Genomic DNA, 26,116 nt, shown 5'->3' on the forward strand with positions numbered 1-26,116 from the left:
GTTATGCCGGTCCGGACTGGCTGAGAGCAGAAAGAAAATGAGCATCATTTCACAGTTGGATCAGCTGGTGGCGGCCTGCCACTGGATTGGGGCCAGAGGCTGGGCCCCGGCGACGGGCGGTAACATGTCTGTGCGTCAGGACAGCGAGTTTTGCCTGTTAAGCGAATCCGGTAAGGATAAGGGCGCGCTGACCCGTAATGACTTTATTCAGGTGGAGATTGCCAGCAATAAAGTACCTTCGGGCCGTAAGCCTTCGGCTGAGACCGGGCTGCATACTTTGATTTATCGTCTGTTTCCACAAGCCGGTGCGGTGCTGCATACCCACACCGTCAACTCCACGGTTCTTTCCCGTGTTGAGAAGGGGGCCGCATTGGAACTGCAAGGCTATGAAATGCAGAAAACTTTAGCCGGGCAAAGCTCGCATCTGGATTCTGTACCCATTGCGCTGTTCGATAACGATCAGGATATTGACGCTCTGGCCGCGAGGATCGAGCAGTTTGCCGCTCAGACCCCGCTGCGATATGGTTTTTTGCTGCGAGGCCACGGGCTGACTTGCTGGGGTAAAGACGTTAATGAGGCGAAGCGCCACCTTGAAGGGCTGGAATTCCTGTTCCAGTGTGAACTGCAACGTCGTGTGCTGGAGGTCAAATGATCCGCGCGATTGTGACCGATATTGAAGGGACGACCAGCGATATTCGCTTTGTCCACAACGTGCTGTTCCCGTTCGCGCGGGAAAACATGGCGGCCTTTATTGCCGCTTTCCAGCACCGGGAAGATGTGGCTGGGCGGCTTAGTGACCTGCGTGATGAAATTGCCCGGCCACAGGCGACGGTTGAAGATCTGATCGCCGTGCTGTTCGGCTTTATGGATGAGGATCGCAAATCAACCGCGCTGAAAGCGCTGCAGGGAATGATCTGGCGTGATGGCTACGTCAACGGCAGCTTCACCGGCCATCTTTATCCGGATGTGCTGCCCGCTTTTAAAACATGGAAGGAGCAGGGGATTGATCTGTATGTTTATTCCTCCGGCTCAGTCGCAGCGCAGAAATTGTTATTTGGCTACAGCGATGCGGGTGATATTACTCCGTTGTTCAGTGGGTATTTCGATACTCATGTCGGCGCGAAGCGTGAGACGCCGTCCTACCGTAACATTGCCGGAAAAATAGCGCTGCCAGCGGGCGAGCTGCTGTTTTTATCGGATATTCATCAGGAGCTGGATGCCGCACAGGAAGCGGGCTGGAACACCGTGCAGTTACTACGCGGCGAAGCGGATGCAGCAAGCCGTCATCGTCAGGTAAACCGTTTTGATCAGATTAACCTGGAGCTGTTTTCCTCATGAGTGCACTGACTATTTTTACCGACAGTGAAGCTACCACGCCAGTGTGGCACAGTACCGATGCCGAAGAGATCCGCCAGCAGCTGAATGCCAAAGGGGTGCGTTTCGAACGCTGGGAAGCCGATCGCGATCTGGGTGCTAACCCGGAGCCGGAAACGGTGATCAAAGCCTACCAGCATGCCATTGATAAGCTGGTGGCCGAGAAAGGCTATCAGAGCTGGGATGTGATCAGTATGCGTGCGGATAATCCGCAGAAAGAGGCGCTGCGCGGCAAATTCCTCTCTGAACATACCCACGGCGAAGACGAAGTGCGTTTCTTTGTGGAAGGGGCAGGGCTGTTCTGCCTCCACCTGGACGGGCATATTTATCAGATCCTATGTGAGAAGAACGATCTGATCTCTGTTCCGGCAGGCACGCCGCACTGGTTCGATATGGGATCTGCTCCGCACTTCACGGCGATCCGTATTTTCGATAATCAGGAAGGCTGGATCGCTAATTTTACCGGCGACAAGATCGCAGATGCTTATCCGCGTTTACCTTAGTCGCTGCTAAACACGGTTAGTGGTGGAAGTTGCTGTTGAATCGGATATCAGCTGAAGGGGTTATCCGGAACACGGACACGCCGTAAACTCGTCCATGAGGGCTTGATTCGCGCGCCCATGCGCTCAACAGTCCGCTTATCCGGGTAACCCCTCCGCCTCAAAGTCATGGCGTTGCTGCGAAGAGGTGTTGTTTTTGAATCTGACTTTCACCTCATCAACGGCTCAAAAGTTTGTGAGCTCGCTGAGGCCTTTGACCTGTGCAACCCCGGCCTCACTCATCACTCTAAAGTTTTTGGGTGGCGGCTGGGGGCCTGTTAGCCGGGTGTATGCCGCAGGGACGCGGCATTCAAGTCCCCACGGATGGGTTCACGACGTCCCGGATAACAGGCCTCCAGCTGACGCCAGGCTCCGAACCTGGTTTTAACCTTAAGTCCCAGCTGACGCCAGGCACCGAAACCGGTTTTGACCTCAAACCCTTACGCTTGTGAAGGCTGGAAAATCCCGTTATTCACCTGGGTGGGCGTCACCACCCCTGTATCCAGCACCCATCCGCTGATCAAGGCTGCTGGCGTCACATCAAAGGCCGGGTTGTACACCCTGGCTTCTTCCGGTGCCCACTGCACCTCGCCAAAGCTTCCCGCCACTCCCGTCACTTCACTGGCTGCACGCTGCTCAATCGGTATTGCACTGCCATCCGGACAGGCCGGATCGAGCGTGGTGTGCGGAGCCGCAACGTAAAACGGAATGTGGTGATAGTGTGCCAGCACCGCCAGACTGTAAGTGCCAATTTTATTGGCAACGTCACCATTGGCCGCAATCCGGTCAGCGCCGACCCAGATGGCATCAACCTGCTTTTGCGCCATCAGGCTGGCTGCCATGCTGTCGCAAATCAGCCGGCAGGGCACGCCAAGCTCACCCAGTTCCCAGGCCGTCAGGCGACCACCCTGCAGCAGCGGGCGGGTCTCATCGACCCAGACATTCTCCACCTTGCCTTCCTGCCAGCCACGGGAAATTACTCCCAGCGCGGTTCCCACGCCCGCAGTCGCCAGACCACCGGTATTGCAATGCGTCAGCAAACGGCTGCCCGGTTTAATCAGCTGTACTCCTGCTGCTGCAATGTTGTCACACAGCGCTTTATCTTCCTCAACCAGACGTAGCGCCTCAAAGGTCAACGCGGTCACAAAGTGATCCTGCGCCAGCGCCAGTTTCATCCGGTCAAGATTGTTCATCAGGTTAACGGCGGTCGGACGTGAAGCCCGTAAAACTTCCAGTGCCGCGGCCAGCTCGGGCTTCGGCATGCCTTTCTCCGCCAGCAATGCCAGCAGCAGGCTGGCAGAAAGCCCAATCAGCGGCGCGCCACGTACCCGCAGCGCTTTAATGTGGCCGACCAGCTCCGCCACGCCGGGTGTCGGGCACCAGATCTTTTTCTGGGGAAGGGCCTGCTGATCGAGGATCCACAGCTGGTTGTCACGAACTTGTAAGCTGGTTGTGCTCAGTGTCTGCATGGAAGTTAAATCCTGGTTGCGTTATCAGGGCGTATTGTGCCAACATGCTTTGCGGATGTATAGACGTCTGAACGGCTTGCTCGCAATAAAAAGCGCAATAACAGAGCGCCAAAAAACCACCGCAGCGCCTGTGGCCGTGCAGACCAGAAAGTTTTGATGAGGGTGAATTAATGTCGCAATACCGTACATTCACTGCAGCGGATGCCGTGGAATATGCACGCCAGTTTGGCGGCGTTGAAAATCCGGAAAACCTGGTTACCTCGCAGGAAGTGGGCGACGGTAACCTGAATCTGGTGTTCAAGATTTTCGACCGTGAAGGCCACAGCCGCGTTGTTGTCAAGCAGGCCCTGCCTTATGTGCGCTGCGTCGGCGAGTCCTGGCCTCTGACCCTGGATCGCGCCCGTATCGAAGCGGAAGTATTGCAAATTCACAGTGAGTTCTGCCCTGAACACACGGTCAAAATCCTGCACTACGATCCGCAGCTGGCAGTGATGGTGATGGAAGATCTCTCCAGCCACGCTATCTGGCGCGGCGAGCAGGTTAAGGGCGTTGATTATCCGCAGGCCGCCGCGCAGCTGGGCTCTTATCTGGCGCAAACGCTGTTCCACACCTCTGATTTTTATCAGCACCCTCATCAGAAAAAAGCGGATGTTATTCGCTTCACTAACCCTGAACTCTGTGACATCACCGAAGAACTGTTCTTCAACGAGCCTTATGAAGAGCACGAACGCAATGGCTATCCACGTGCGTTAGAACCGCTGATTGCCTCACTGCGCACTGACGCTGAACTTCGCCATAAAGTGGCGGTTCTCAAGCATCGCTTCCTGTCTAATGCCGAAGCGCTGTTGCATGGCGATGTTCACAGCGGATCGATCTTCGTTGCACAAGGCAGCCTGAAGGTGATCGATGCCGAATTTGGCTTTTACGGCCCGCTGGGCTTTGACGTTGGCAGTGCGCTCGGCAATTTGCTGATCAACTACTGTGCGCTGCCAGGCTTGCTGTCTCCGCGTGAAGCAGCCGATGCCCGTGAGAAACGTCTGAATGACGTGCGGGCAACCTGGCAGAGCTTTGCCGAAGGTTTCCTCGCGCTGGCCGCAGAGAAAACCCGCGATCGCGCACTCGCTTATCCGGGTTATGCGGCTGAGTTCCTGCGGAAGGTGTGGGTCGACACGCTGGGTTATTGCGGTACCGAGCTGATCCGCCGTACCGTTGGTATGTCTCAGGTCGCCGATATCAAAACCATCGGTGATGACGCCATGCGCATTGAATGTGTTCGTCAGGCGGTAACGCTGGGCCGCACGTTAATCCTGGCTGCTGACCATATTGAAGATATCGACGCGCTGCTCGCCCGCGTGCGACAGAACGGCTGACGATTAATCCGGCTGGCTGATGGGCATCATTGACCATCAGCCAACTTGTTTTTCCCCTTCTGAGTATTCCCCGGTTCGTATTCTAATTTTTACCCCTCAATGTGTAATTATTGCAATTGCCTGTTTTTCCCTTCTGATTAATAATTTCAGGGTGAGTGAAACGTGATTAATGTTTTATTTACAATAATGAAATCTTAATCTCAGGGATATTACAAAAAAAGCATTTTATTGGCTGAAGTAACCAGGCTCCGGAACAGGGGCGGCAAAGGCTGTACACAGCAAACTTACGGGATGGTCAACCTCGTTTTGAGGATGCCATTCCGTTTTTTTAAACAAAGAAAAATAGCATTCATTTTTTAAGTAATTGCCACCGCATCCTGGTAGATAAGACTGCCAGTGATGCCTTTAATTTATTTATCTGAGGGGGTAAAATGCCTCGCAAACCTTTTTTTTCTGATTTTTTCTCCATGAGAAAAAACACCTCCAATATTTTAAAAATAATTCACCAGCTAAAATGATTTACTTATTGCTGGCTGTCATGCTCGCACTGACTCCAGTCCTCAGCCAGGCACAAATCCACAAACTGTCACAGTCACAACCCAGCCTGACGCCAGAAATGTTGTCGCAGCAGAATGATACTGTCCTTTCGCTGTTTGCCAGCACGAGTGAAGAATCTGAAGGACAGTATGGCACCATCAAAAACGTTGCTCTGGGCAGCGACAGCTGCCTGACTTTGCAGGCAGATAACAGCAGCGTAGCCTTTGAAAGCTGCCAGGACACAGCGCGTCAGCACTGGGAATTGTCGCAAATCATGACCGGCTACCTGAAAATCACCAGCCAGGCGCTGGCCGGAGAGGCTGAAGAGTCTTGCCTGGCGGTGAATACCAGCGCCGCATCGCCAGAACCGAAAATGATTGCCTGTGCCGGCAGTGGTTACACATCTATGCGTTCCTGGAAGGCGATGATTAATGCGACCTCCGGCGCGGCGGGCATTGTCTATACCCTGGAAAACAAATATCGCGGCGATCTGGGAAGAGCGGAGGTGCTTGGCTATAACGGCAACCGCCTGCAAATGGTGGCTGCCGCTTCGTCAGACGATGTCACCTGGCAGCTAACCGTTCCGGATATCACTCAGAAACGGGAGGTTATGGGGGCGAAGAAAATCCTGTTATTGCACACCCATTACAGCGATGCGCCCGCTAACGATCTCGCCCCCATACAGACAGCGTTATTCGGCTCAGGAACGGACTACAGCTCACTTGCGGGCGCAGTCAGGGTAGCTTCCTATGGCAAAGTGACGCTGACAGGCGATACCCTCAGCGATATCAATCTGGGGCCACGACCGGAGGCTTGTTCAAGCAGCGTGGTGGCACAGGCGAAAGCCCTGGCCCGTGAAAAAGGCGTTGAGCCGGATAACTATGATTACACATTTATCGAAATTCCCGCCACTTCCTGCAACTGGAGTGGTCTGGCGCAAACGCCAGGGAACTGGATCATCGGTAATGCTTCCGGCTATAAACCCTGGATGTGGCAGCATGAATTCGGCCACAACCTGGGGGCGAAACATGCCACCTCGCTGGAGAACTGTACGGTGAACAGCGACGGGATTACTCAGCTTGACCAACAGTGCAAAAGCACCACCGCAAGCGATCCTTCAGATACCATGAATGGCGGGGGCAGCCGTCTCTATCCTGCTCCCTATTTGTTCTATACCGGATGGTTATCGAACCGGCAGATGCCGCTGGTCAGCCAGCCGGGTAACTACATTCTGACGCCTCTGTTTACCGCCCCGAAAGAGGATGAGCTGAAAGGCATTCGCATTCTGCGCCGTGACGGGACTTACCTGACGCTGGAATATCGTCAGCCGTTAAAAGGCTTCGAAACATGGGCAAGTGATGATCCCTTTGTAAATGGCGTGATTGTCAGGGTAATTTCCTTTGGTGGCACCATCCTCAATACGCTGGTGGATACCACGCCAGGCAGCGCAAATGGCATGAAAGATGCGCCGCTGATGCCGGGTAAATCCATCGATGATGTGCTGTCCGGCAAACGTATTACGCTGATCGGTGTGGATGCTGAAGGCGCGCATGTGCACATCGATAATATTCCTGGTAGCAATGAGCAATATGTTGTGCCGGAGGCAGTGATACCGGATAACTTCAGCATTGTTGCCCGCCACAGTGATACAACAGTCCGCATTCTTGACGGCAGTAAAAGTACCGGCAGTGAGTTCGTCTGGCGAAGCCTGGGCGGTGCAAAACCGTTCGGGCTGCAGGAAGCTGCCGGAGGCTCGCCAATCGCAGAGGTCAGGACCAGCGCTGCCCGCGCGACTTTCCTGGGAGGCTATACGGGAGAGGCGAAATATCAGCTAACGGTGACGGGTTCGCATGGTATGACGGACAGTAAAATCGTCACGGTCACCGTGCTTCCTGCCAAAGTAGAAATTTCCGCACCGGATACCATCGCTCAGGGGCATGTACATACGATTAACGCCCAGGCGAATTTTGAGGCGGCAATCTGGCACTGGAGCCTGAAAAGTGGCGAAACGGTGGTGGCAGAGAGTACCCAGCCGGCATTTGAAGTTGAAGGCCAGCGCTATGCTGTCGGCACCTATCAGATTGAGCTGGAAGTTTCCTCTGCAGACGGGAAATATCTGGCTTCGGCAACCAAACCGGTCAGCATCGCAGAGGCAGGAACACCGGAATATCCAGGCTATGTAGAGGGAACGAACTATGCGGCCGGAGACAGGGTTACCGTTGCTGGGATGAATTACAGCTGTAAACCCGCTCCGTTTACCGCCTGGTGCGCCGGTGCTGCCTGGGCCTATGCGCCGGGAACGGGTTCTCACTGGGAAGAAGCTTGGGATGTGGTTGACTGATCTGCGCTTGCGTTAATTGAGTGAGAGGTCTGGACGGTTTTCAGCAGGCCGTAATAAAAAATGCTCAGTCGGGGAAAGCTCCCTGACTGAGCATCGCTGTTTTTTAAGCCCGGCGTTTTAAGCCGCTTCAATCTTCCGTGGTTGTTCGGCCGCTCTCACCGGCTGAGTTGCCAGCGCATCCGCCTCAAACTCATCAACGTTAATCGAGCGCAGGCGGCTTGCTTCGGCACGAGTCAGTACGGCCGCTTCCTCAGCAGTGATCCAGTTCTCCTGCAGACCGCGTTTTGCCAGTTCATCCAGGCGGGTGAAGGACAGATGTTTTTTCTGCTGTTTGCACAGGCGATCGTGGATCGCTTCTGCAGCCATCACGTCCTGCAGAGCTTCTTCCAGCTGGCCTGCCGGGTTATGTTCGCCTGGCGTAAGGTACTGACCACGGCCTAAACGTGTACGGGTAGCTGACGGGATCTGCAGAATACGCGCCAGCTGATGATCCAGACGATCGGAAGGAGCACGACAGTGACGACCCAGCGGGAAGATCGTCAGGCGCAGTACGCCTGCCACCATCCGGTTCGGGAAGTTGCGCAGCAGATCGTCAATGGCGATTTCCGCCTGATTCAGCGCATCCTGCACGCCCCAGTGTACCAGCGGCAGGTCAGCTTCATTACGGCCTTCATCCTCATAGCGTTTCAGCGCCGCTGAGGCCAGATACAGCTGGCTCAGCACATCGCCCAGCCGCGCTGAAATGCGTTCGCGGCGCTTCAGGCTGCCGCCCAATACGGACATGGAAATATCCGACAGCAGCGCCAGGTTGGCGCTCAGACGGTTCAGATGCTGATAGTAGCGGCGGGTGGCATCGCGGGCTGGCGTTTTACTGGTGCGGCCGCCGGTCAGACCCAGCCACAGGCTGCGCATCTTGTTGCTGCCAACGTGTCCGACATGGCTGAACAGCGCCCGATCAAAGGCGGCCACGTCATTACTCTGTGCCGCCGCCATCTCTGTCAGCACGTAAGGATGGCAGCGAATCGCGCCCTGACCGAAGATGATCATGCTGCGGGTCAGAATGTTCGCGCCCTCCACGGTAATGGCAATGGGCGCGCCCTGATAAGCGCGGGCGAGGAAGTTGCTGGTGCCGAGCATAATGCCTTTACCGCCTGCGATATCCATCGCATCAACAATCGCCCGCTGACCGCGATGGGTACAGTGATATTTGACGATGGCGGAGAGCACCGCCGGTTTCTCACCCATCACGATACCGTAGGTGATCAGTGACGCAGCGGCATCCATCACGTAAGCATTCCCCGCGATACGTGCCAGCAGCTCTTCAATCCCTTCCATCTTACCGATAGGCAGGCGGAACTGACGACGGATATGCGCATATGCACCAATCGCCAGCGCAATGCTTTTCAGGCTGCCTGTGGAGTTGGAAGGCAGGGTAATACCGCGTCCTACAGACAGGCACTCAACCAGCATCCGCCAGCCCTGACCGGCCATTTTAGGACCGCCAATGATGTAATCAATCGGCACGAAAATATCTTTACCGCGAGTCGGACCGTTCTGGAATGGTACGTTGAGCGGGAAGTGTCGTTTGCCAATTTCCACGCCTGCCGTCTGGGTCGGGATCAGCGCACAGGTAATCCCCAGCTCTTCAGTTTCACCCAGCAGATGCTCAGGATCGGAGAGCTTGAAGGCCAGACCCAGCACGGTGGCAATAGGGGCCAGCGTGATATAGCGTTTGTTCCAGGTCAGGCGCATGCCCAGCACCTGTTTGCCCTGCCAGTCGCCCATGCACACCACGCCGGTGTCCGGAATGGCTCCGGCATCGGAACCGGCTTCCGGGCTGGTCAGCGCAAAGCAGGGGATCTCCTGGCCGCGAGCCAGGCGCGGCAGATAATGATCTTTCTGCTCAGTCGTGCCGTAATGCTGCAGCAGTTCACCCGGGCCCAGGGAGTTAGGCACGCCCACAGTGATGGCCAGAATACCCGATACACCGGCCAGTTTTTGCAGCACGCGGGCCTGCGCATAGGCTGAGAACTCCAGTCCGCCGTACTCTTTCTTGATGATCATCGCAAAGAAGCGATGCTCTTTCAGATAAGCCCAAAGCTCTGGCGGCAGATCGGCCATTTCATGCGTGATCTGGAAGTCGTTTGCCAGGCGGCAGGCTTCCTCAACCGGCCCCTCCAGGAAGGCCTGTTCATCAGCAGTCAGGCGCGGCTGCGGGTAATTGTGCAGTTTCTGCCAGTCCGGCGTACCGCGGAACAGATCGCCTTCCCACCAGGTGGTCCCGGCATCGATAGCTTCTTTTTCTGTCCGCGACATCGGCGGCATCACCTTCTGGAAGGTACGCAGCATCGGTTTTGAAAACAATGCCCGGCGCAGCGGCAGCAAATTAAAGGGCAGCAGGATAATCGCCAGCGGGATCAGCAGCCAGGGAGTCCAGACGTGCGCCATGGCCCATGCAGCCGTCCATACCAGCATAATCAGGCTGCTCAGCAGCAGATTTACGCGGTGATAAAACAGTGCGCCAATCAGCACAATTGTCGCAGTGCAACTGAGAACCATCATAGACAACGCTCCGTAAGTAGTAAGAGGTCTGACCTGTTAGGTACAGGTTTAGATGAGATGCATTTTGTTAGCAATGTGTTTACATGATAATTACAACCTGAGTCACAATCTGGTCGCATCAAAAGTCAAAGTCTCCGCCAGGTGGGAAGGGCGCTTTTCGCCTAACCTGCAACTTGATAAACTGATTCAGACCTCACCTAAAAGGACTCCCCTATGTATCAGGACATCATTCGCGCCGAACTCAACGAAGCAGCGGACACGCTCAATAAATTCCTCAGCGACGAAGCCAACATCCATGCCATCCAGCGCGCAGCCGTACTGCTGGCTGATTCCTTTAAAGCCGGTGGCAAGGTGCTCTCCTGCGGCAATGGCGGATCGCATTGTGATGCGATGCATTTTGCCGAAGAGTTGACCGGTCGCTACCGTGACAATCGTCCGGGTTATCCGGGAATTGCTATTTCCGACGTCAGCCACCTCTCCTGCGTGAGCAACGACTTCGGCTATGACTATGTGTTCTCCCGCTACCTTGAAGCCGTAGGTAAACCGGGCGACGTGCTGCTGGGTATCTCCACCTCTGGCAACTCGGCTAACGTGATCAAAGCCATCGAAGCTGCCCGCGCTCAGGGTATTAAAGTGATTACGCTGACCGGGAAAGATGGCGGAAAAATGGATGGCATGGCCGATGTGGAAATTCGCGTGCCGCACTTTGGCTATGCCGACCGTATTCAGGAAATTCACATCAAAGTGATCCACATCCTGATCCTGCTGATCGAAAAAGAGATGGTTAAATAATTCTTCCGGCCATGTGCGCATGGCCATTAAGCGAGGGTTTTTTATGTGTGAACTGCTCGGGATGAGCGCGAATGTCCCTACGGACATCTGTTTCAGCTTTACCGGGCTGGTGCAGCGGGGCGGAGGAACCGGCCCGCACAAAGATGGCTGGGGTATTACCTTTTACGAAGGGAAAGGCTGTCGCACATTTAAAGATCCGCAGCCCAGCTTCAACTCACCTGTTGCCCGGCTGGTGCAGGAGTACCCGATCAAATCCTGCTCGGTCGTGGCGCATATCCGCCAGGCAAACCGTGGCGAAGTGTCGCTGGAAAATACTCACCCGTTCACCCGGGAAGTCTGGGGACGTAACTGGACCTACGCGCACAACGGGCAGTTGAAGGGCTATCGTAGTCTGGAAACCGGGCAGTTTCGTCCGGTTGGCGAGACGGACAGCGAGCAGGCGTTCTGCTGGCTGCTGCATAAACTGACCACGCGCTATCCGCGCACGCCGGGTAACTGGCCTGCGGTGTTTCGGTATATTGCGGAACTGGCGGCGGAGCTGCGTGAGAAGGGCGTGTTTAATATGGTGTTGTCTGACGGGCGCTATCTGATGGCGTTCTGTTCGACCAATCTGTTCTGGATCACCCGTCGTGCGCCATTTGGTAAAGCCACGCTGTTGGATCAGGACGTTGAGATTGATTTTCAGAAGCAGACCACGCCAGACGACGTGGTCACCGTGATTGCCACCCAACCTTTGACCGGCAATGAAACCTGGCACAAGATTGAGCCAGGTGACTGGGCGCTATTTTACCTCGGAGAGCGCGAGCGCTGATCCGCTGGCAGGCGTGCTGTTCAGGACCGGACTGCCCAGCACGTAGCGACCGTCGCTGACGCTGATGGCTGGTGGCCGCTTGTTCTGGACAAACTCAGCATAGCCGGGTTGCAACTGCTGCCAGAAGCTGTAATACACTGAGTAACGGTGGCGCTGCAGGTTGCTGTCAGTCATGCGGAACGGATAAATGCTCACTTCCACTCGCGGCTGACCATTGCGCAGTGCGGCTTCCACATAGTGATAAATATCGTCAATGCCGGCATCGGTCATGGCGTAGCATCCAACAGACACGCAGTTGCCGTGGATCATCAGATATTTACCTTCATAACCCTGCTGGCGATCGTATTCGTTGGGGAACCCGACGTTGATGGCGCGATAGAAGCGGCTGTCCGGCTTCAGCTGGGAAAGGCCCACGCTGTAAAACCCTTCCGGACTTTTAAAATCACCCTGGCGGCGTTTAGGGCCAAGGCCACCAGAAAAATTACAGATGCGGTAACTGTCGAGTAAGCGATACTCGGTGCCGATTTTGCCATATAGCTCCAGCGTGCGTTCTTCTTTGAAGATCTGAATATACACGGGAGTGCCGAGTAACTGCTTTTTTAACTCTTTGCTTACCGGTGCCAGTGGAGTGACCTGTGCGACAGGTGCGCTGGCGAAAACGACGGCTGGCAGAAAAAACATCGCAAACAGCAGTGCGATTTTGCCCATTCTGGTTCCCTTGATAGTAGGGGTGGATGCTACGTCCGGGGACGCTGTAACTTGCAATCTCGGAAAATTCCGCTATCGCAGCGTCACATTAGCATTGTCTGTTTTTTTATCAAGAGAGCGCTTACGAAAAAACGCATAAAATATTGTGCCAGCCCGCTACCGCTGCGCTTTGCAGAGAAATTGCAGGTTGAAATCAACCTCTTTGCCTGTATACTTATCCAGTATTCCTGGAGGGGCATATGCGTAAGATCATTCACGTTGATATGGACTGCTTTTTTGCCGCAGTGGAAATGCGCGACAATCCCACTCTTCGTGATATTCCTATTGCGATTGGCGGCAGCCATCTGAAACGCGGAGTGATCAGTACCGCTAACTATCCGGCCAGGAAATTTGGTGTGCACAGCGCCATGTCCACGGCGATGGCGCTGAAGTTGTGCCCGCACCTGAAAGTGATCCCCGGCCGCTTTGAGGCTTATAAAGAAGCCAGCAGCCATATTCGCGAAATCTTCTCCCGCTATACCTCCCTGATTGAGCCGCTGTCGCTGGACGAAGCCTATCTGGACGTCACTGACAGCCAGCACTGCCACGGCTCTGCCACCCTGATCGCGCGTGAAATCCGCCAGACCATTGCCCGCGAACTGAACCTCACCGCGTCAGCGGGAATTGCGCCGATTAAATTCCTCGCCAAAATTGCTTCCGATATGAATAAGCCTGATGGCCAGTTCGTGATTACGCCCGGGGAGATGCATGGCTTTCTGCTGACTTTGCCGCTGGCGAAGATCCCCGGCGTGGGCAAGGTGACGGCAAAAAAACTGCAGGAGCTGGGGCTGCTGACCTGCGCCGACGTGCAGAAAACCGATCTGGCGGCGCTGCTTAAACGCTTTGGCAAGTTTGGCCGGGTGCTGTGGGAACGTTGCAACGGCATTGATGAGCGTGAAGTGGTGACCGAGCGGCTGAGAAAGTCGCTGGGGGTGGAGCGCACGCTGTCAGAGGATATTCACAGCTGGGAAGCCTGCCTGGAGATTATCGATCTCCTCTATGAAGAACTTGAGCGCCGGTTAACGAAAATCAAACCGGACCTGCAGATCGCCCGCCAGGGAGTGAAGCTGAAGTTTGCTGATTTTCAGCAGACTACGCAGGAGCATGTCTGGCCGGTATTAAATAAGGATGATTTTATTGCGGTGGCGAAGAAGACCTGGGATGAGCGCCGCGGCGGGCGCGGAGTTAGGCTGCTGGGTCTGCATGTGATGTTGCTGGATCCTCAAATGGAGCGGCAGCTGTTGCTGGGGCTTTAATGCGGGTTGAACAAATGTACAAATCGGGCACATGAGTAACATAGAAGCCCCTAAATAGCGATCTGGAACAATAGATTACCAGACCCGGAACAAAAACTATGCTCACAAACTGCATCTCCATGTGATGTCGCCACTGCCATGCGAATAAAGCCGTAAAAAATGTCTAAAACGGGATAAGCCTGAACCGCTAACGGTACCCGAAAGCAGTAATGAATGTTGGTCGATGTACTTCATGCACGATCAGTTATCGGATGGTCGTTTAGAGTGTGTATTGAATGTGAACGATGACTTTAATGATGAAGCGTTGGCCATTTACGTCGATTTTCTCTGTCTCTGATCGTTAGCCGCTAATTCCAGACCGCATTCTGAGTGAATTGCAGGACGACGCCACACGGAGGCAATGGTTTTATGATTACGAGCATCCGAGGGAGCAGTCTGAAGGCATGATTTTTGTCTCGGGTCTTATGGATTATTTTCAGCATTAGTCGTTCAGTGTGAGATAAAATATGGATGCTATAATCTGTATCACCCAGTCCGGTTGGCTGTTTGGGATATCCTGTGACGACTGAAATCGTACAATTCGGACTGAGTTCCGCCAAAGTGGTCTACTATTACCTATAGCAATTCAGCCGACTATGCGTATATACAGGTAAATAATGCGCACTGTCTATAAATAATTAAGGAGTAGACATGAGTAAGAAAATTCTAATTACGGGTGCCGGTAGCGGCTTTGGGAAAGAGGTCTCTTTTCGATTGGCTGAGCAGGGTTTTACTGTTATTGCTGGTGTTGAGACTGAATCACAAGTATCGACGCTTAAGGGAGAGGCAGCACAGCGTAATAGTAAGATGATGATAAAAAAACTGGATATTTCCGATGCCGATGACAGGCAGGCTGCCACAGCGTGGGATATTGATATTCTCCTCAATAACGCTGGTATTGCTGAGGGCGGTGCTGTCGTCGATATACCTGAAAGAAATTTACGTAAGCAATTTGAAGTGAATGTGTTTGGAACCATTCTGCTCACTCAATTGATGGCAAAGGAATTTATTGATAAACGCGCAGGGAAAATCATTTTTATGTCCTCAGTGGCTGGCCTGACTACCGACCCTTTTACTGGAGCTTATTCAGCATCCAAGCATGCGATCGAGGCGTTTGCAGAAGCATTGAATAAAGAACTCAAAGAATTTAATGTCAAAGTCGCCACGATAAATCCAGGGCCTATCCTTACAGGTTTTAACGACCGCATGTTTGAAAGCTGGCAACGTTGGAACAAAAAAGAAAGTAACTTTTTTGATTATTATAAAATTTCGTTTCCACATGAGCAATATAATCCGGAACATGTTTATGCATTGACCGTTAAAATTTTGACTGAGGAGATCCGCCATTATCGTAATATCGTCCCTGAAGAGTTGGAAGAGGGGACAAAACAACAAATGGATGACGTCTGGTCCCGACAACAGCATACAAACAGAGAGCGAGATGAGTTAGTTGAAATGGCTTACAAGATCTCACCAGAAACATCAAATGGGATGTAGTTCAGTGTTGAAGTGGTATGGGATATGCTGCCATGCGCAAAAGTCCTGAATAAAGGGCCACTGTGCTAAAAACTACTTCTCGCAGTATTGAAGGTGATCGCTCAGACGGTCACCGAACTCAATAATAAAAAGCGAAGATATCAAAAACAGTCAAATACACTATTTAAATTACAGTCTCTACCGCGCCAGGTACTTGGCATTAAATGTTTTTCTCTGCCCTTTTTCGGTAAAATTCGTGTGAGTTTTTCACTAAAAGTGCATGCCTGTTCTCAAAAAAAGTTAATTTTATAAAAACATCTAATCCTCTAAACTCATAGTCGTGATGTGGGATGCTGGCTGCTTTAACCACAATAGCAATGTCTCATTATTCAGGTCCGGAGATCCCGATGAGGACATTCGCCAAGCCAGTGAACCTTTCGATACGTTATGGATGAATCTTCAGAAGCCCGATTTCGTGCGTCATGGCGCATTTATTGAGGACCCTGATGGCGTCTTTTGATGTTTGCACTGCAAGCCGCTCAACCAATGATGACCATTGCTTTTGTTACCTTAGTTTTAGGAATTATTATGACAACTGAATTTGAAGCTTTACTACCAACAAACCCCGCTCACTTCATCAATAATGAATGGCATGCCTGTGACGCCTCAGATGAAGTGTTCAACCCGGCGACAGGGCAAGTGATCGCTCTGGTGGCCTCAGGGACGCCATCAGATGTCGATCTGGCGGTAAAGGCTGCTTCAGCGTCGCAGAAGTCCTGGGCAAAAACGCCTCAGCCTGAACGCGCCACATATCTCTCTGCTTTTGCCGATCAGATAGAAAAACATAAGCAGATGCTGGCCATACTGCTGACCACGGAGCAGGGAAAACCCCTTACCGAGGCTCAAGGTGAAGTGGCTACAGCGGTGAACATGCTGCGTTATTATGCCAGCTTTGGCTGGAAGCGTACCGGACACGTGCTGGCCTCAGGATATGAAAATCATCAGGCAATTACACGCGAAGTACCACTGGGTGTGGTCGCAGCCATTATTCCATGGAACTATCCTCTCGCTCTGTTTACGCGTAAGGCCGCACCCGCGCTGGTTGCAGGGAATACGCTGGTGCTTAAACCTAGCGAGATAACACCACTTTGCTCCCTGGCTCTGGCCTCATTGAGCAAAGCGGCGGGAATGCCAGCGGGTGTCATCAATGTAGTCTGTGGTAATGGCGTTAACGTGGGTGATGCAATGGTCAGGCATCCCGATACTCGTTTGGTCACCATGACCGGCTCTACCGGTGCCGGAAAGCAGATTTTCAAAAGTGCAGCCGAAAAAGTGATGCCCGTGTCTCTGGAATTGGGCGGAAAGGCACCTTTTATTATCATGGCGGATGCCGATATTGATAAAGCAGCTCAGGATGCGTTAGATGCTCGTATGAGTAACTGCGGCCAGGTCTGTATCTGTAATGAGCGCACCTATGTCCAACGTGAAGTGTATGAGTCTTTTATGGCGGCACTGAAAAAAGCGGCTGAAAAAATAGTTGTTGGCGACCCAATGCACATGGGCACGACCATCGGTCCTAAAGTGTCGCAAGCTGAGAAAAACCATGTTGAAGAGCTATTGGAAGCGACCCGGAAAGAAGGGGGAACTGTTTTCTGGCAGGGCAGAATTCCGAGCGACCAACAATTTAAAAAGGGTTACTGGGTCGCACCAGCAATCGTGACCCATTTGCCTGAAAATGCACAGATCCTGAAAGAAGAAGTCTTCGGTCCTGTATTACCGGTAGCCATTTTCGATACGGTTGATGAGGTTATCGAAAAAGCAAATGATTGTGAGTATGGTTTAAGTTCGTATCTCTATACGCGCGATCTCTCTTCGGCAATGAAAATCTCGGACAGCCTGGAGTGTGGAGAAGTTTATATCAACCGTTTCGGCCCTGAAGAGCTTAACGGTTTTCACGCAGGATGGAAGCTGTCAGGGATTGGTGGTGATGATGGTGAATATGGTTACCAGCTCTATGTGAAAACGAAAACGATATATCTCAACTATGAATAATTGTCCTGCAGCGGCATCTCTGGATGCCGTTTTTTCATCGATCTGCTTAACGTCTCAGAATAACAAGTCTGGTAATTAATGAACTCGCTTTTGATCATCTGTCTGTTAGCCGGTGTTATCGTGCGGCGCTATCTGCCTTTCCCTGAGCAAATCGTGCCCAGTATCAATTGGTGGTTGATAACTATCGCTCTGCCCTGTGTCATTTTGACGCTGATACCCCACACTGATTTTAACCGTAATACCTTATTCCCGATTGTCGGGATGTGGGTCGTTTTTGCCGGGGCATTACTACTCTCTCTATTGATGGGCTGGTTATTTAACTGGTCGCGTGAGGTAACCGGTGTCGTCATTCTGGTGGCAGGTATAGGGAATACCTCATTTATGGGCTTTCCTATCATTTCGGGTTATTACGGTGCGGAAGGGCTTAAGCTGGCCGTTATTGCCGATCAGCCCGGCAGTTTTATTATTCTGTCTACGGTCGGATTAATCGTGATGGCTGTCTGTTCTGGACAGTCCCCCACGCTGAACATGGTCCTTAAAAAAATCATTACCTTTCCACCGCTGATTGCACTGGTACTTAGCCTGCTCCTTAAAATGTTCGGTGGGTTACCCACCTTTATTGAGCAACCGTTCAGCCAGATTGGTGCCACGATGACGCCGCTGGCACTGTTCAGTGTTGGATTGCAAATTGCGTTACGGCCTCCACATGGCACCGTTATACCCCTGATTACAGGCCTGTTGTGGAAGCTGGTGCTTGCGCCTCTGGCCATTTTATTGCTAGCACGGGCATTACATTTAGCGCCATTAATTAAAGATGTGACGGTGCTGCAGGGAGGGATGGCGCCGATGATTGCTGCCTCCATTCTGGCGCAGCGCGCAGGCCTTAAACCCTCGCTGGCGATCGCTATACAGGGATATGGTATTATTGGCTCATTCATTACTATTCCACTATGGCACTGGGTGTTGTAGCCCACGAAAGTTGACGACTATGACGCAGCTAAAATTACCTCAGATCAGAATTTTTTGTGCTTTGGCTGAAGAAGGCAGCCTGGCCCTGGCTGCAGAAAAAATGCATTGTGTTCCGTCCAATATTTCAACCCGAATTCGGGAGCTGGAACACACTCTTGGTGTTGCGCTCGTCCATCGCGAGAAACAGCGCCTGAATCTGACACCAGAAGGACGGGCATTTTACCCACAGGCGAAAAGTCTTCTTGCCCGCAGCGAGGAATGTGTCGATTTTTTTAAGCCAACGCTGTTGAAAGGGGCACTGCGAGTTGGCACTCTGGATGTAGGGTTGGGTGAGTATCTGCAACAGGCGGTGGTCCGCTTTATGCAAACGCAGCCTGATGTTTCACTTTCACTGGTTTGCAACAGCTCCCAGCCATTAATGGAAGGGTTACTTGCAGGTGAGCTGGATATTATTCTGGCGGATGGTCCGGTGGAACATCCGCTACTGACATCAGCCTGTTTTGCACCAGAAAGCCTGGCACTGGTAACTCACTTATCTTCTTTAACTGCGCTGCATGAGCAGTCTGAGCAACTGGCATTGTATACTTTTGGTGAGAACTGCTTTTATCACGTCCTGACAGAAGCATGGCTCAGTCAACAAAAACTCCTGGTACGCCAGCACTGTAAAATAGAATCTTACCCAATTATTCTTGCCGCCGTGCATCAGCATTTAGGTTTTACGGTCATGCCGCAAACTTTTATTAATGATAATCCCCTGATGGCCGGACTTAATTATTTCCCTCTGACTGATATCCCGCTATGTGATATTTATGTTGTCTGGCGCCAGTTCAGCCAGTCAAAGGTCAGTCAGCGTTTCCTGGATATCCTGCTGCGCGACAGATGATGAACAGTCCCCCGCCTTACCAGGGGTATAATTGCTGGAGTTTCAGGAATCCACCCAAATTTTTCGTCAGGCCACCCGTTTACGAATACCGTTTTTGCAGAGCGTACACAGCTTTCAGTTTTCATCACCGGCGCCTGATCGGAGTGAATTCCCTCAACGTGATCGACTATTCCGCGCTAATAAAATTGTACCTCTTGAGGTCAGACGGGAGGCCTTTGACAAGGCCTCACCGTGAGTACAAAGAATGTCTGCGAACGGCGAACAGGGTCATCTCCATTTATTACGCCCACTGACAGCTTTATTTCGCCGGAATGGCCTTCAGCAGCTCGGTCAGCAGTTTCCAGTACAGACCGACGCTTGCGATATGCACCTGCTCATCGGGAGAGTGAGGGCCGGTGATTGTCGGGCCGATCGACACCATATCCATCTGCGGATAAGGTTTCTTGAACAGGCCACATTCCAGACCGGCGTGGATCACCTGGATATTCGGCGTTTTGTTAAACAGCTTTTTGTAGGTCTCGCCCACAATCGCCATTACCGGTGAAGAGGCATCCGGCTGCCAGCCTGGATAGCTGCCTTTTGCTACGGTTTTGGCTCCGGCCAGCTCGCCCAGCGCGGTCAGCGACTCCACCAGATAGTCTTTGCCGCTGTCGAGCAGCGAGCGGACCAGGCAGTTAATCTTCGCTTCTTCCTGAGTCATTGCCACCACGCCAACGTTCAGCGAGGTTTCAACCACGCCTTTCATCACGTCAGAGTTGCGGATCACGCCGTTTGGCATGCTGTTCAGCAGCGCAACAAAAGCATCACGGCTCTTCGCGGTCAGGGCTTGCTGGCCCGCAGCCACGTTTTCCACCACCACGTTGATGTTCTTCTCTTTCAGGCCCAGCTCGTTTTGCAGTGTTTCCAGATAGCTCAGCGCCAGGCTTTTCAGTTCATCGACTTTAGCGGCTGGAACGGCCAGCGTGGCAATGGCTTCACGCGGGATGGCATTGCGCAGCGTGCCGCCGGTGAAGTCCACCAGGCGCAGATCCAACGCTTTAGCATGGGCAAACAGGAAGCGTGCCAGCAGTTTGTTGGCATTGCCCAGACCAACGTGAATATCCGCGCCGGAGTGGCCGCCTTTCAGGCCTTTCAGGATCAGCTGGAGATGCTCAAAACCGGCCGGAACGGCTTCACGGCTCAGTGGCAGCGTGGAGGTGAAATCAATCCCACCCGCGCAACCCATGTAAATCTCACCCTCTTCTTCAGAGTCGGTGTTGATCAGAATATTTGCCTGCAGCCAGTCAGGTTGCAGACCAAAAGCGCCCACCATGCCGGTTTCTTCGGTCATGGTCAGCAGCACTTCCAGCGGGCCGTGTTGCACGGTCTTATCCGCCAGTACGGCCAGCGCAGAGGCCATGCCGATGCCGTTATCCGCACCCAGTGTGGTGCCACGAGCTTTCACCCATTCGCCATCAACCCACGGCTGAATAGGGTCTTTAGTAAAATCATGTGCGGTGTCGTTGTTTTTCTGCGGCACCATATCAAGGTGCGCCTGCAGGGCAACCGGCTTGAGATTTTCCAGACCTGGCGTGGCAGGTTTACGGATCAGGATATTGCCCACTTCATCGCGGTCGGTTGAAAAGCCCTGCTCTGCAGCCCAGGAGAGAATGTACTGTGCCAGTTCTTCTTCATGGTAAGAGGGATGCGGAATAGAGCAGATTTTGGCAAAAATGTCCCACAGCGGCTGTGGTGACAGTTGAGACAATTCAGACACGATAAATCTCCTGTGTCGGCACCATCGCGCCAGCTGTGGCGGTGGATGGTGAACATTTGCGAGTAAGTTGGCTCCCGTCAGAACACCTGACGTGATAGGGAAAGAATATCACCGTTTACAGGGCGATGCTTACTTCGCAGGAGGAAAAAAGGCTTCCACAGGCCACCTGGTGCTGGTTTTTAACGGCTCAGATCTCTATAATTCCGCGCAACCCATCCCATTGTACATTTTTAAGCCAGAAAGCCTGGCCGGGACACCTTTATGAGCGAAAAATACGTCGTCACCTGGGACATGTTGCAGATCCATGCCCGTAAACTGGCTCAGCGCCTGCTTCCTGTTGAACAGTGGAAAGGTATCATTGCGGTCAGTCGCGGGGGGCTGGTTCCGGCTTCTTTGCTGGCTCGCGAGCTGTGTATCCGCTATGTCGATACCGTGTGTATCTCCAGCTATGACCATGACAGTCAGCGCGAAATGAAAGTGCTGAAGCGTGCAGAAGGCGATGGCGAAGGCTTTATCGTGATTGACGATTTAGTGGACACCGGCGGAACAGCGCAGGCGATCCGTGAGATGTATCCAAAGGCGCATTTCGTCACCATTTTTGCCAAGCCGGCCGGTCGCCCGCTGGTGGATGATTATGTGGTTGATATCCCGCAGAATACCTGGATCGAACAGCCGTGGGACATGGGCGTGGTGTATGTCCCGCCTATCGTCAAAGGCTGATTGATCGATATCATTGCAACGCCCGGTTCTGCCGGGCGTTGTCGTTTTTACGGTTAGCGCAGCGGAGCGCGCTACGATAGACTGGAACGATGCCCTGTGCGCCGGAGGAGTCTCACGCCATGACAGAAAAAAACCTGAGCGAGGAGCTATTTAAACCCCGCTTCAAGCACCCTGAAACCTCATCCCTGATCCGCCGTCTCCATCATCACACACCGTTGCCGATTCATTCCGCGCTGGAAGGAGAGAGTCATGCTGGCTGGTACCGCATGATTAACCGCCTGCTGTGGACCTGGCGTGGCCTGCCACCGCAGGAAATTGGTGAGGTACTGGCGCGAATAGCCTGCAGCAGCGTTGAACATACGGATGACCAGTTGCTGGACACGGTGGTGGGTTATCGGGGCGGCAACTGGGTTTATGAATGGTCAAAACAAGGCGCGCTCTGGCAGGAAAAAGCGGCCAGCGCAGAAAATGATGAGGAAGCCGGTCACTGCTGGCTGCACGCTGCCAATCTGTACAGCATCGCGGCTTATCCTCATTTGAAAGGCGACGAGCTGGCCGAGCAGGCTCAGATGATGGCCACTCGTGCCTATGAAGAAGCCACGCCGCGGCTCTCCGGCGAGCTGAAGGAGCTTGAATTCCCCATCCCCGGCGGCAGCCCGATCTCCGGCTTCCTGCATATGCCTTCTGAGGTGAGCGCGCCTTATCCCACCGTGCTGGTGTGTGGCAGCCTGGATGCGTTGCAGACCGATCACTATCGGCTGTTTCATGACTACCTGGCCCCGCTCGGCATCGCGATGCTGACCATTGATATGCCTTCCGTCAGTTTATCTTCCAAATGGAAACTGACCCAGGACACCAGCTTCCTGCATCAGCAGGTGCTGAAGCATCTGGAAAATGTTCCGTGGGTCGATCACAGCCGCGTGGCGGCATTTGGTTTTCGCTTTGGTGCCAACGTGGCAGTGCGGCTGGCTTATCTGGAGTCCCATCGCCTGCGGGCGGTGGCTTGCCTGGGGCCGGTGGTGCACAGCCTGCTGAGCGACCAGTCGCTGCAGGATCGGGTGCCGGAAATGTATATGGACGTGCTGGCCAGCCGGCTGGGTATGGCAAGCGCTGCGGATTCGGCGCTGCGAGTGGAGCTGGGGCGCTATTCGCTGAAAACTCAGGGTCTGCTGGGCAGACACTGTCCTACACCGATGCTCTCCGGCTACTGGCCGAACGATCCGTTCAGCCCGGAAGAGGAGTCCCGCATGATCGTGCAATCCTCCGCCGACGGCAAACTGCTGCCGATCACGCTGACCCCTGCATTGAGCAACTTTGATAAAGCATTACGTGATATTGTCGACTGGTTAGCGAAACGACTGACCCGCTGACTGGCGAAACTGCCGGAATTTGCTATAACCATCAGGTTTCAGGCCGCCGTTGCGCTGCCTGATTGCCTGGGGAAATAAAGACGCAATAAAGGAGGTTATACGATGGCATTACCGAGTGGGCTTCCCAAAAGCCGCTTAATGAAGCGTTTCGGTTCTCTGGGACCGTACATCCGCGAAGCCAAATGCGTGGACGATCGCTTTTTCTTTGACTGTCTGGCCGTTTGCGTCAATGTGAAACCTGCACCGGAGCTGCGTGAGTTCTGGGGCTGGTGGATGGAACTGGAAGCGCAGGACGACCATTTCACCTATGAATATCACTTCGGGTTGTTCGATAAAGAGGGCAACTGGAAGGCTTCTGCGGTCAAAGGAAAGGAAAACAACGAGCGGCTGGAAGAGACGCTGCGTAACTTCCATGTGCGCCTTAAAGCGCTGCTGGAAGAGAATAAACTGGGGCTGAAACCGGCCGCAGATTTCGCCGATGAACCGGTAAAACTGACAGCCTGAGTGCAATGTGGGCAATAAAAAAGGCTGGCAATTGCCAGCCTTTGTTTTAGACACATAACGAGGGGGTGGAACAGGGTACAAACTTAGAACTGGTACACCAGGCCAACGGCCACAACGTCGTCGTTGTTCAGAGCGAGTTTGTTGTCGTCATCCAGCTGGTTGATTTTGTAATCAACATAGGCGTTCATATTCTTGTTGAAGTAGTAAGTCGCGCCAACGTCGATGTATTTAACCAGGTCAACGTCGCCGATACCTTCGATGTCTTTACCTTTGGTCTGCACGTAGCCCAGAGATGGACGCAGGCCGAAGTCAAACTGATACTGTGCAACCAGTTCGATGTTTTGTGCTTTGTTGGCAGCGCCAGCAACCGGAGTGGATACGTTGTTGATCACCGCAGTGCCGCTGATTGGCGTCATGTTGCGGGTTTCAGTGTAGATAGCGGCCAGGTAAACGCTGTTCGCGTCATATTTCAGACCAGTACCCCATGAATCGGCTTTATCGCCATGGCCCCAGCCCTGTGCCTGCTGAGCATCAGTACGGTCGGAGCTGGTGTAGGCACCGCTGATGCTCACGCCGCTGTCACCCGGCGCATAGACTGCTGACATACCATAACCGTCGCCGTTACCTTTATTGGCAGAAGTACGGCCAGTATCGTCATCGTTTTTCCCCTGGTATTGCAGGGCAAACTTCAGGCCGTCAACCAGACCGAAGAAGTTGGTGTTGCGGTAAGTTGCCACGCCGGTAGTACGCTGGGTCATGAAGGTATCTGAACGAGCGGTACCGTCACCTCCAAATTCAGGGAACATATCGGTCCAGGCTTCCACGTCGTACAGCACGCCATAGTTACGACCGTAGTCTACAGAACCGTAATTGCCAAATTTCAGACCGGCAAAACCGAGACGAGTTTTGTTACCAGTGTTTGAATCGCTTTCAGAGTTATTGGTGTTGAACTGATATTCCCACTGGCCATAACCGGTCATCAGGTCGTTGATCTGCGTCTGACCTTTAAAGCCCATACGCATGTATGACTTGTCACCGTTGTTTCCAGCGCTGTCGCTGAAATAGTGCAGGCCTTTGATTTTACCGTACAGATCCAGCTTGTTGCCGTCCTTGTTGTAAACTTCTGCGGCCTGAGCAGCGGTGGTCAGAGCCAGTGCAGCGGTTAAAATGGCCAGTGCGCTTTTCTTCATTTTGCTATCAATCCCGAATGAGTAAGTTTTATTGTGGTCTTAAGACTTCTCTTAAGACGTGGGATGTTTTACCTTGCAAAGATTAAAGGTTTATTACAATTTCACGCATTTCTTGTTATTTGCGAACTTTTGGTCTACTTCCTTGCCAGGGGTTTTTCCTTCTTTTCCCGCGCCGCCTGTTGGCTTACGCAGGCACACCTGATACAAAGACTTCCTCACCATCATTTTATTGTTACGGCAGGATATAATGAGCAGCAGCCAGACCCTGGTAGTGAAACTGGGGACCAGCGTATTAACCGGCGGATCGCGTCGGCTGAACCGGGCACATATTGTCGAGTTGGTGCGCCAGTGCGCGCAGCAACATGCGGCAGGCCATCGTATTGTGATCGTCACCTCAGGCGCGATGGCTGCCGGACGTGAGCACCTTGGCTACCCGGAACTGCCGCCGACCATCGCTTCAAAGCAGCTGCTGGCTGCGGTGGGGCAGAGCCGGTTAATTCAGCTGTGGGAGCAGCTGTTCTCTATCTACGGTATTCATATCGGTCAGATGCTGCTGACCCGCGCGGACCTGGAAGATCGTGAACGCTTCCTGAACGCACGGGACACGCTACGGGCGCTGTTGGATAACCACATCGTGCCGGTGATCAACGAAAACGATGCGGTGGCCACGGCGGAAATTAAAGTCGGCGATAATGACAACCTGTCAGCGCTGGCGGCGATCCTGGCCGGAGCGGATAAACTGCTGCTGCTGACCGATCAGGCAGGTCTGTTTACCGCCGATCCGCGTAATAACCCGAAAGCGGAACTGATCCGTGATGTGCATGGCATCGATGACGCACTGCGTACACTGGCCGGAGACAGCGTCTCCGGGCTGGGAACAGGCGGAATGGCTACCAAGCTGCAGGCCGCCGACGTTGCCTGCCGGGCGGGAATTGATACCATCATTGCTGCGGGCAGCCGTGCAGGGGTGATTGGCGATGTGATTGACAGCAACCCGGTGGGAACCCGCTTCCATGCCATGCAGTCTCCGCTGGAAAACCGCAAGCGTTGGATCTTTGGTGCGCCACCTGCGGGTGAAATTACCGTGGATGACGGTGCGCTTTCCGCCATTCTGGAGCGCGGCAGCTCGTTGCTGCCAAAAGGTATCAGTGAAGTGAGTGGTAACTTCTCGCGCGGTGAAGTCATTCGTATCCGCAGTTTGCTGGGGCGCGATGTGGCGCACGGCGTGTGCCGCTACAACAGCGACGCGATGCGCATGATTGCCGGGTATCACTCCCAGCAGATCAGTGACATTCTGGGCTACGAATATGGCCCGGTTGCCGTTCACCGCGACGATATGATTGTCAGTTAAGGAGCCGT

General features: G+C 53.3%; 21 protein-coding genes and 1 pseudogene. 17 read left to right on the forward strand and 5 right to left on the reverse strand.

Annotation, left to right across the window (positions count from 1 at the left end):
* Positions 1-37 precede the first annotated feature (37 nt).
* Genes AC3Y5R_RS20770 through AC3Y5R_RS20780 form a run of 3 tightly spaced genes read left to right on the forward strand, consistent with a single transcriptional unit; the run spans position 38 to position 1,877 of the window.
* Positions 38-652, forward strand: a complete 615-nt coding sequence (locus AC3Y5R_RS20770) for a methylthioribulose 1-phosphate dehydratase (RefSeq protein WP_489922906.1) — start codon at positions 38-40, stop codon at positions 650-652.
* Positions 649-1,338 (forward strand): acireductone synthase, encoded by a 690-nt coding sequence (mtnC, locus tag AC3Y5R_RS20775; RefSeq protein ID WP_489922907.1) that lies wholly within the window; start codon positions 649-651, stop codon positions 1,336-1,338. Before AC3Y5R_RS20770 ends, mtnC begins: the two co-directional genes overlap by 4 nt.
* A complete protein-coding gene (locus tag AC3Y5R_RS20780; protein ID WP_158783428.1) occupies positions 1,335-1,877 on the forward strand; it encodes a 1,2-dihydroxy-3-keto-5-methylthiopentene dioxygenase in 543 nt (180 codons plus the stop codon). Before mtnC ends, AC3Y5R_RS20780 begins: the two co-directional genes overlap by 4 nt.
* A gap of 476 nt (positions 1,878-2,353) precedes the next feature.
* Here AC3Y5R_RS20780 and mtnA read toward each other — a convergent pair whose 3' ends face one another.
* The gene (mtnA, locus tag AC3Y5R_RS20785) at positions 2,354-3,382 is read right to left on the reverse strand and encodes an S-methyl-5-thioribose-1-phosphate isomerase (RefSeq protein WP_489922908.1); all 1,029 of its coding nucleotides are present in this window, start codon (positions 3,380-3,382) and stop codon (positions 2,354-2,356) included.
* A 170-nt stretch (positions 3,383-3,552) separates the two neighbouring features.
* On the opposite strand from mtnA, the gene mtnK reads away from it, so the two are divergent.
* Both mtnK and AC3Y5R_RS20795 read left to right on the forward strand, forming a co-directional pair.
* Positions 3,553-4,752: an S-methyl-5-thioribose kinase gene (gene mtnK / locus AC3Y5R_RS20790; protein WP_489922909.1), complete on the forward strand. Its 1,200-nt coding sequence runs from the start codon at positions 3,553-3,555 to the stop codon at positions 4,750-4,752.
* Between the two features lie 514 nt (positions 4,753-5,266).
* Positions 5,267-7,630 (forward strand): metallopeptidase domain-containing protein, encoded by a 2,364-nt coding sequence (locus AC3Y5R_RS20795; protein ID WP_489922910.1) that lies wholly within the window; start codon positions 5,267-5,269, stop codon positions 7,628-7,630.
* 117 nt (positions 7,631-7,747) lie between these two features.
* Here AC3Y5R_RS20795 and fadE read toward each other — a convergent pair whose 3' ends face one another.
* The gene (fadE, locus tag AC3Y5R_RS20800; protein WP_489922911.1) at positions 7,748-10,192 is read right to left on the reverse strand and encodes an acyl-CoA dehydrogenase FadE; all 2,445 of its coding nucleotides are present in this window, start codon (positions 10,190-10,192) and stop codon (positions 7,748-7,750) included.
* 213 nt (positions 10,193-10,405) lie between these two features.
* Between fadE and lpcA the strand changes: the two genes are divergently transcribed.
* Together lpcA and AC3Y5R_RS20810 are read left to right on the forward strand one after the other, a co-directional pair.
* Positions 10,406-10,984: a D-sedoheptulose 7-phosphate isomerase gene (lpcA, locus tag AC3Y5R_RS20805; RefSeq protein ID WP_489922912.1), complete on the forward strand. Its 579-nt coding sequence runs from the start codon at positions 10,406-10,408 to the stop codon at positions 10,982-10,984.
* Positions 10,985-11,027: 43 nt separating this feature from the next.
* Positions 11,028-11,795, forward strand: coding sequence for a class II glutamine amidotransferase (locus AC3Y5R_RS20810; RefSeq protein WP_489922913.1), 768 nt, complete (start codon positions 11,028-11,030; stop codon positions 11,793-11,795).
* On the opposite strand, the gene dpaA is transcribed toward AC3Y5R_RS20810, so the two are convergent.
* A complete protein-coding gene (gene dpaA / locus AC3Y5R_RS20815) occupies positions 11,766-12,503 on the reverse strand; it encodes a peptidoglycan meso-diaminopimelic acid protein amidase (protein WP_489922914.1) in 738 nt (245 codons plus the stop codon). The two genes, AC3Y5R_RS20810 and dpaA, sit on opposite strands and share 30 nt — an antisense overlap.
* 239 nt (positions 12,504-12,742) lie before the next feature.
* Here dpaA and dinB point away from each other — a divergent pair, with 239 nt between their 5' ends.
* The 6 genes and pseudogenes from dinB to AC3Y5R_RS20845 all read left to right on the forward strand — a co-directional run bounded on the left by dinB (position 12,743) and on the right by AC3Y5R_RS20845 (position 19,217).
* Positions 12,743-13,798, forward strand: a complete 1,056-nt coding sequence (gene dinB, locus AC3Y5R_RS20820) for a DNA polymerase IV (protein WP_489922915.1) — start codon at positions 12,743-12,745, stop codon at positions 13,796-13,798.
* Between the two features lie 154 nt (positions 13,799-13,952).
* Positions 13,953-14,123: pseudogene (locus AC3Y5R_RS20825) on the forward strand (IS3 family transposase); the annotation flags it as partial.
* 365 nt (positions 14,124-14,488) lie between these two features.
* Positions 14,489-15,334: an SDR family oxidoreductase gene (locus AC3Y5R_RS20830; RefSeq protein ID WP_489922916.1), complete on the forward strand. Its 846-nt coding sequence runs from the start codon at positions 14,489-14,491 to the stop codon at positions 15,332-15,334.
* A 498-nt stretch (positions 15,335-15,832) separates the two neighbouring features.
* Positions 15,833-17,365 (forward strand): aldehyde dehydrogenase family protein, encoded by a 1,533-nt coding sequence (locus tag AC3Y5R_RS20835; protein ID WP_489922917.1) that lies wholly within the window; start codon positions 15,833-15,835, stop codon positions 17,363-17,365.
* A gap of 78 nt (positions 17,366-17,443) precedes the next feature.
* Positions 17,444-18,334, forward strand: a complete 891-nt coding sequence (locus AC3Y5R_RS20840; RefSeq protein WP_489922918.1) for an AEC family transporter — start codon at positions 17,444-17,446, stop codon at positions 18,332-18,334.
* Positions 18,291-19,217: a LysR family transcriptional regulator gene (locus AC3Y5R_RS20845; protein WP_489922919.1), complete on the forward strand. Its 927-nt coding sequence runs from the start codon at positions 18,291-18,293 to the stop codon at positions 19,215-19,217. The genes AC3Y5R_RS20840 and AC3Y5R_RS20845 overlap by 44 nt, the downstream gene beginning before the upstream one ends.
* A 298-nt stretch (positions 19,218-19,515) precedes the next feature.
* Here AC3Y5R_RS20845 and pepD read toward each other — a convergent pair whose 3' ends face one another.
* Complete coding sequence (pepD, locus tag AC3Y5R_RS20850; RefSeq protein WP_489922920.1) at positions 19,516-20,973, reverse strand: beta-Ala-His dipeptidase; 1,458 nt, start codon at positions 20,971-20,973, stop codon at positions 19,516-19,518.
* 261 nt (positions 20,974-21,234) lie between these two features.
* Between pepD and gpt the strand changes: the two genes are divergently transcribed.
* The 3 genes from gpt (at position 21,235) to crl (ending at position 23,567) form a co-directional block, all read left to right on the forward strand.
* Positions 21,235-21,693 carry a xanthine phosphoribosyltransferase gene (gene gpt, locus AC3Y5R_RS20855; protein ID WP_489922921.1) on the forward strand — a complete coding sequence of 153 codons (459 nt, stop codon included), beginning with the start codon at positions 21,235-21,237 and terminating at the stop codon, positions 21,691-21,693.
* 119 nt (positions 21,694-21,812) lie between these two features.
* A complete protein-coding gene (gene frsA / locus AC3Y5R_RS20860; RefSeq protein WP_489922922.1) occupies positions 21,813-23,063 on the forward strand; it encodes an esterase FrsA in 1,251 nt (416 codons plus the stop codon).
* A gap of 102 nt (positions 23,064-23,165) precedes the next feature.
* On the forward strand, positions 23,166-23,567 hold the full coding sequence (gene crl, locus AC3Y5R_RS20865; protein ID WP_158783416.1) for a sigma factor-binding protein Crl: 402 nt from the start codon (positions 23,166-23,168) through the stop codon (positions 23,565-23,567).
* An 83-nt stretch (positions 23,568-23,650) separates the two neighbouring features.
* On the opposite strand, the gene ompC is transcribed toward crl, so the two are convergent.
* A complete protein-coding gene (gene ompC, locus AC3Y5R_RS20870; RefSeq protein WP_489922923.1) occupies positions 23,651-24,757 on the reverse strand; it encodes a porin OmpC in 1,107 nt (368 codons plus the stop codon).
* Between the two features lie 247 nt (positions 24,758-25,004).
* Between ompC and proB the strand changes: the two genes are divergently transcribed.
* Positions 25,005-26,108 carry a glutamate 5-kinase gene (proB, locus tag AC3Y5R_RS20875; protein WP_489922924.1) on the forward strand — a complete coding sequence of 368 codons (1,104 nt, stop codon included), beginning with the start codon at positions 25,005-25,007 and terminating at the stop codon, positions 26,106-26,108.
* Positions 26,109-26,116 lie beyond the last annotated feature (8 nt).

This window comes from Erwinia sp. 009765445, assembly GCF_058137865.1.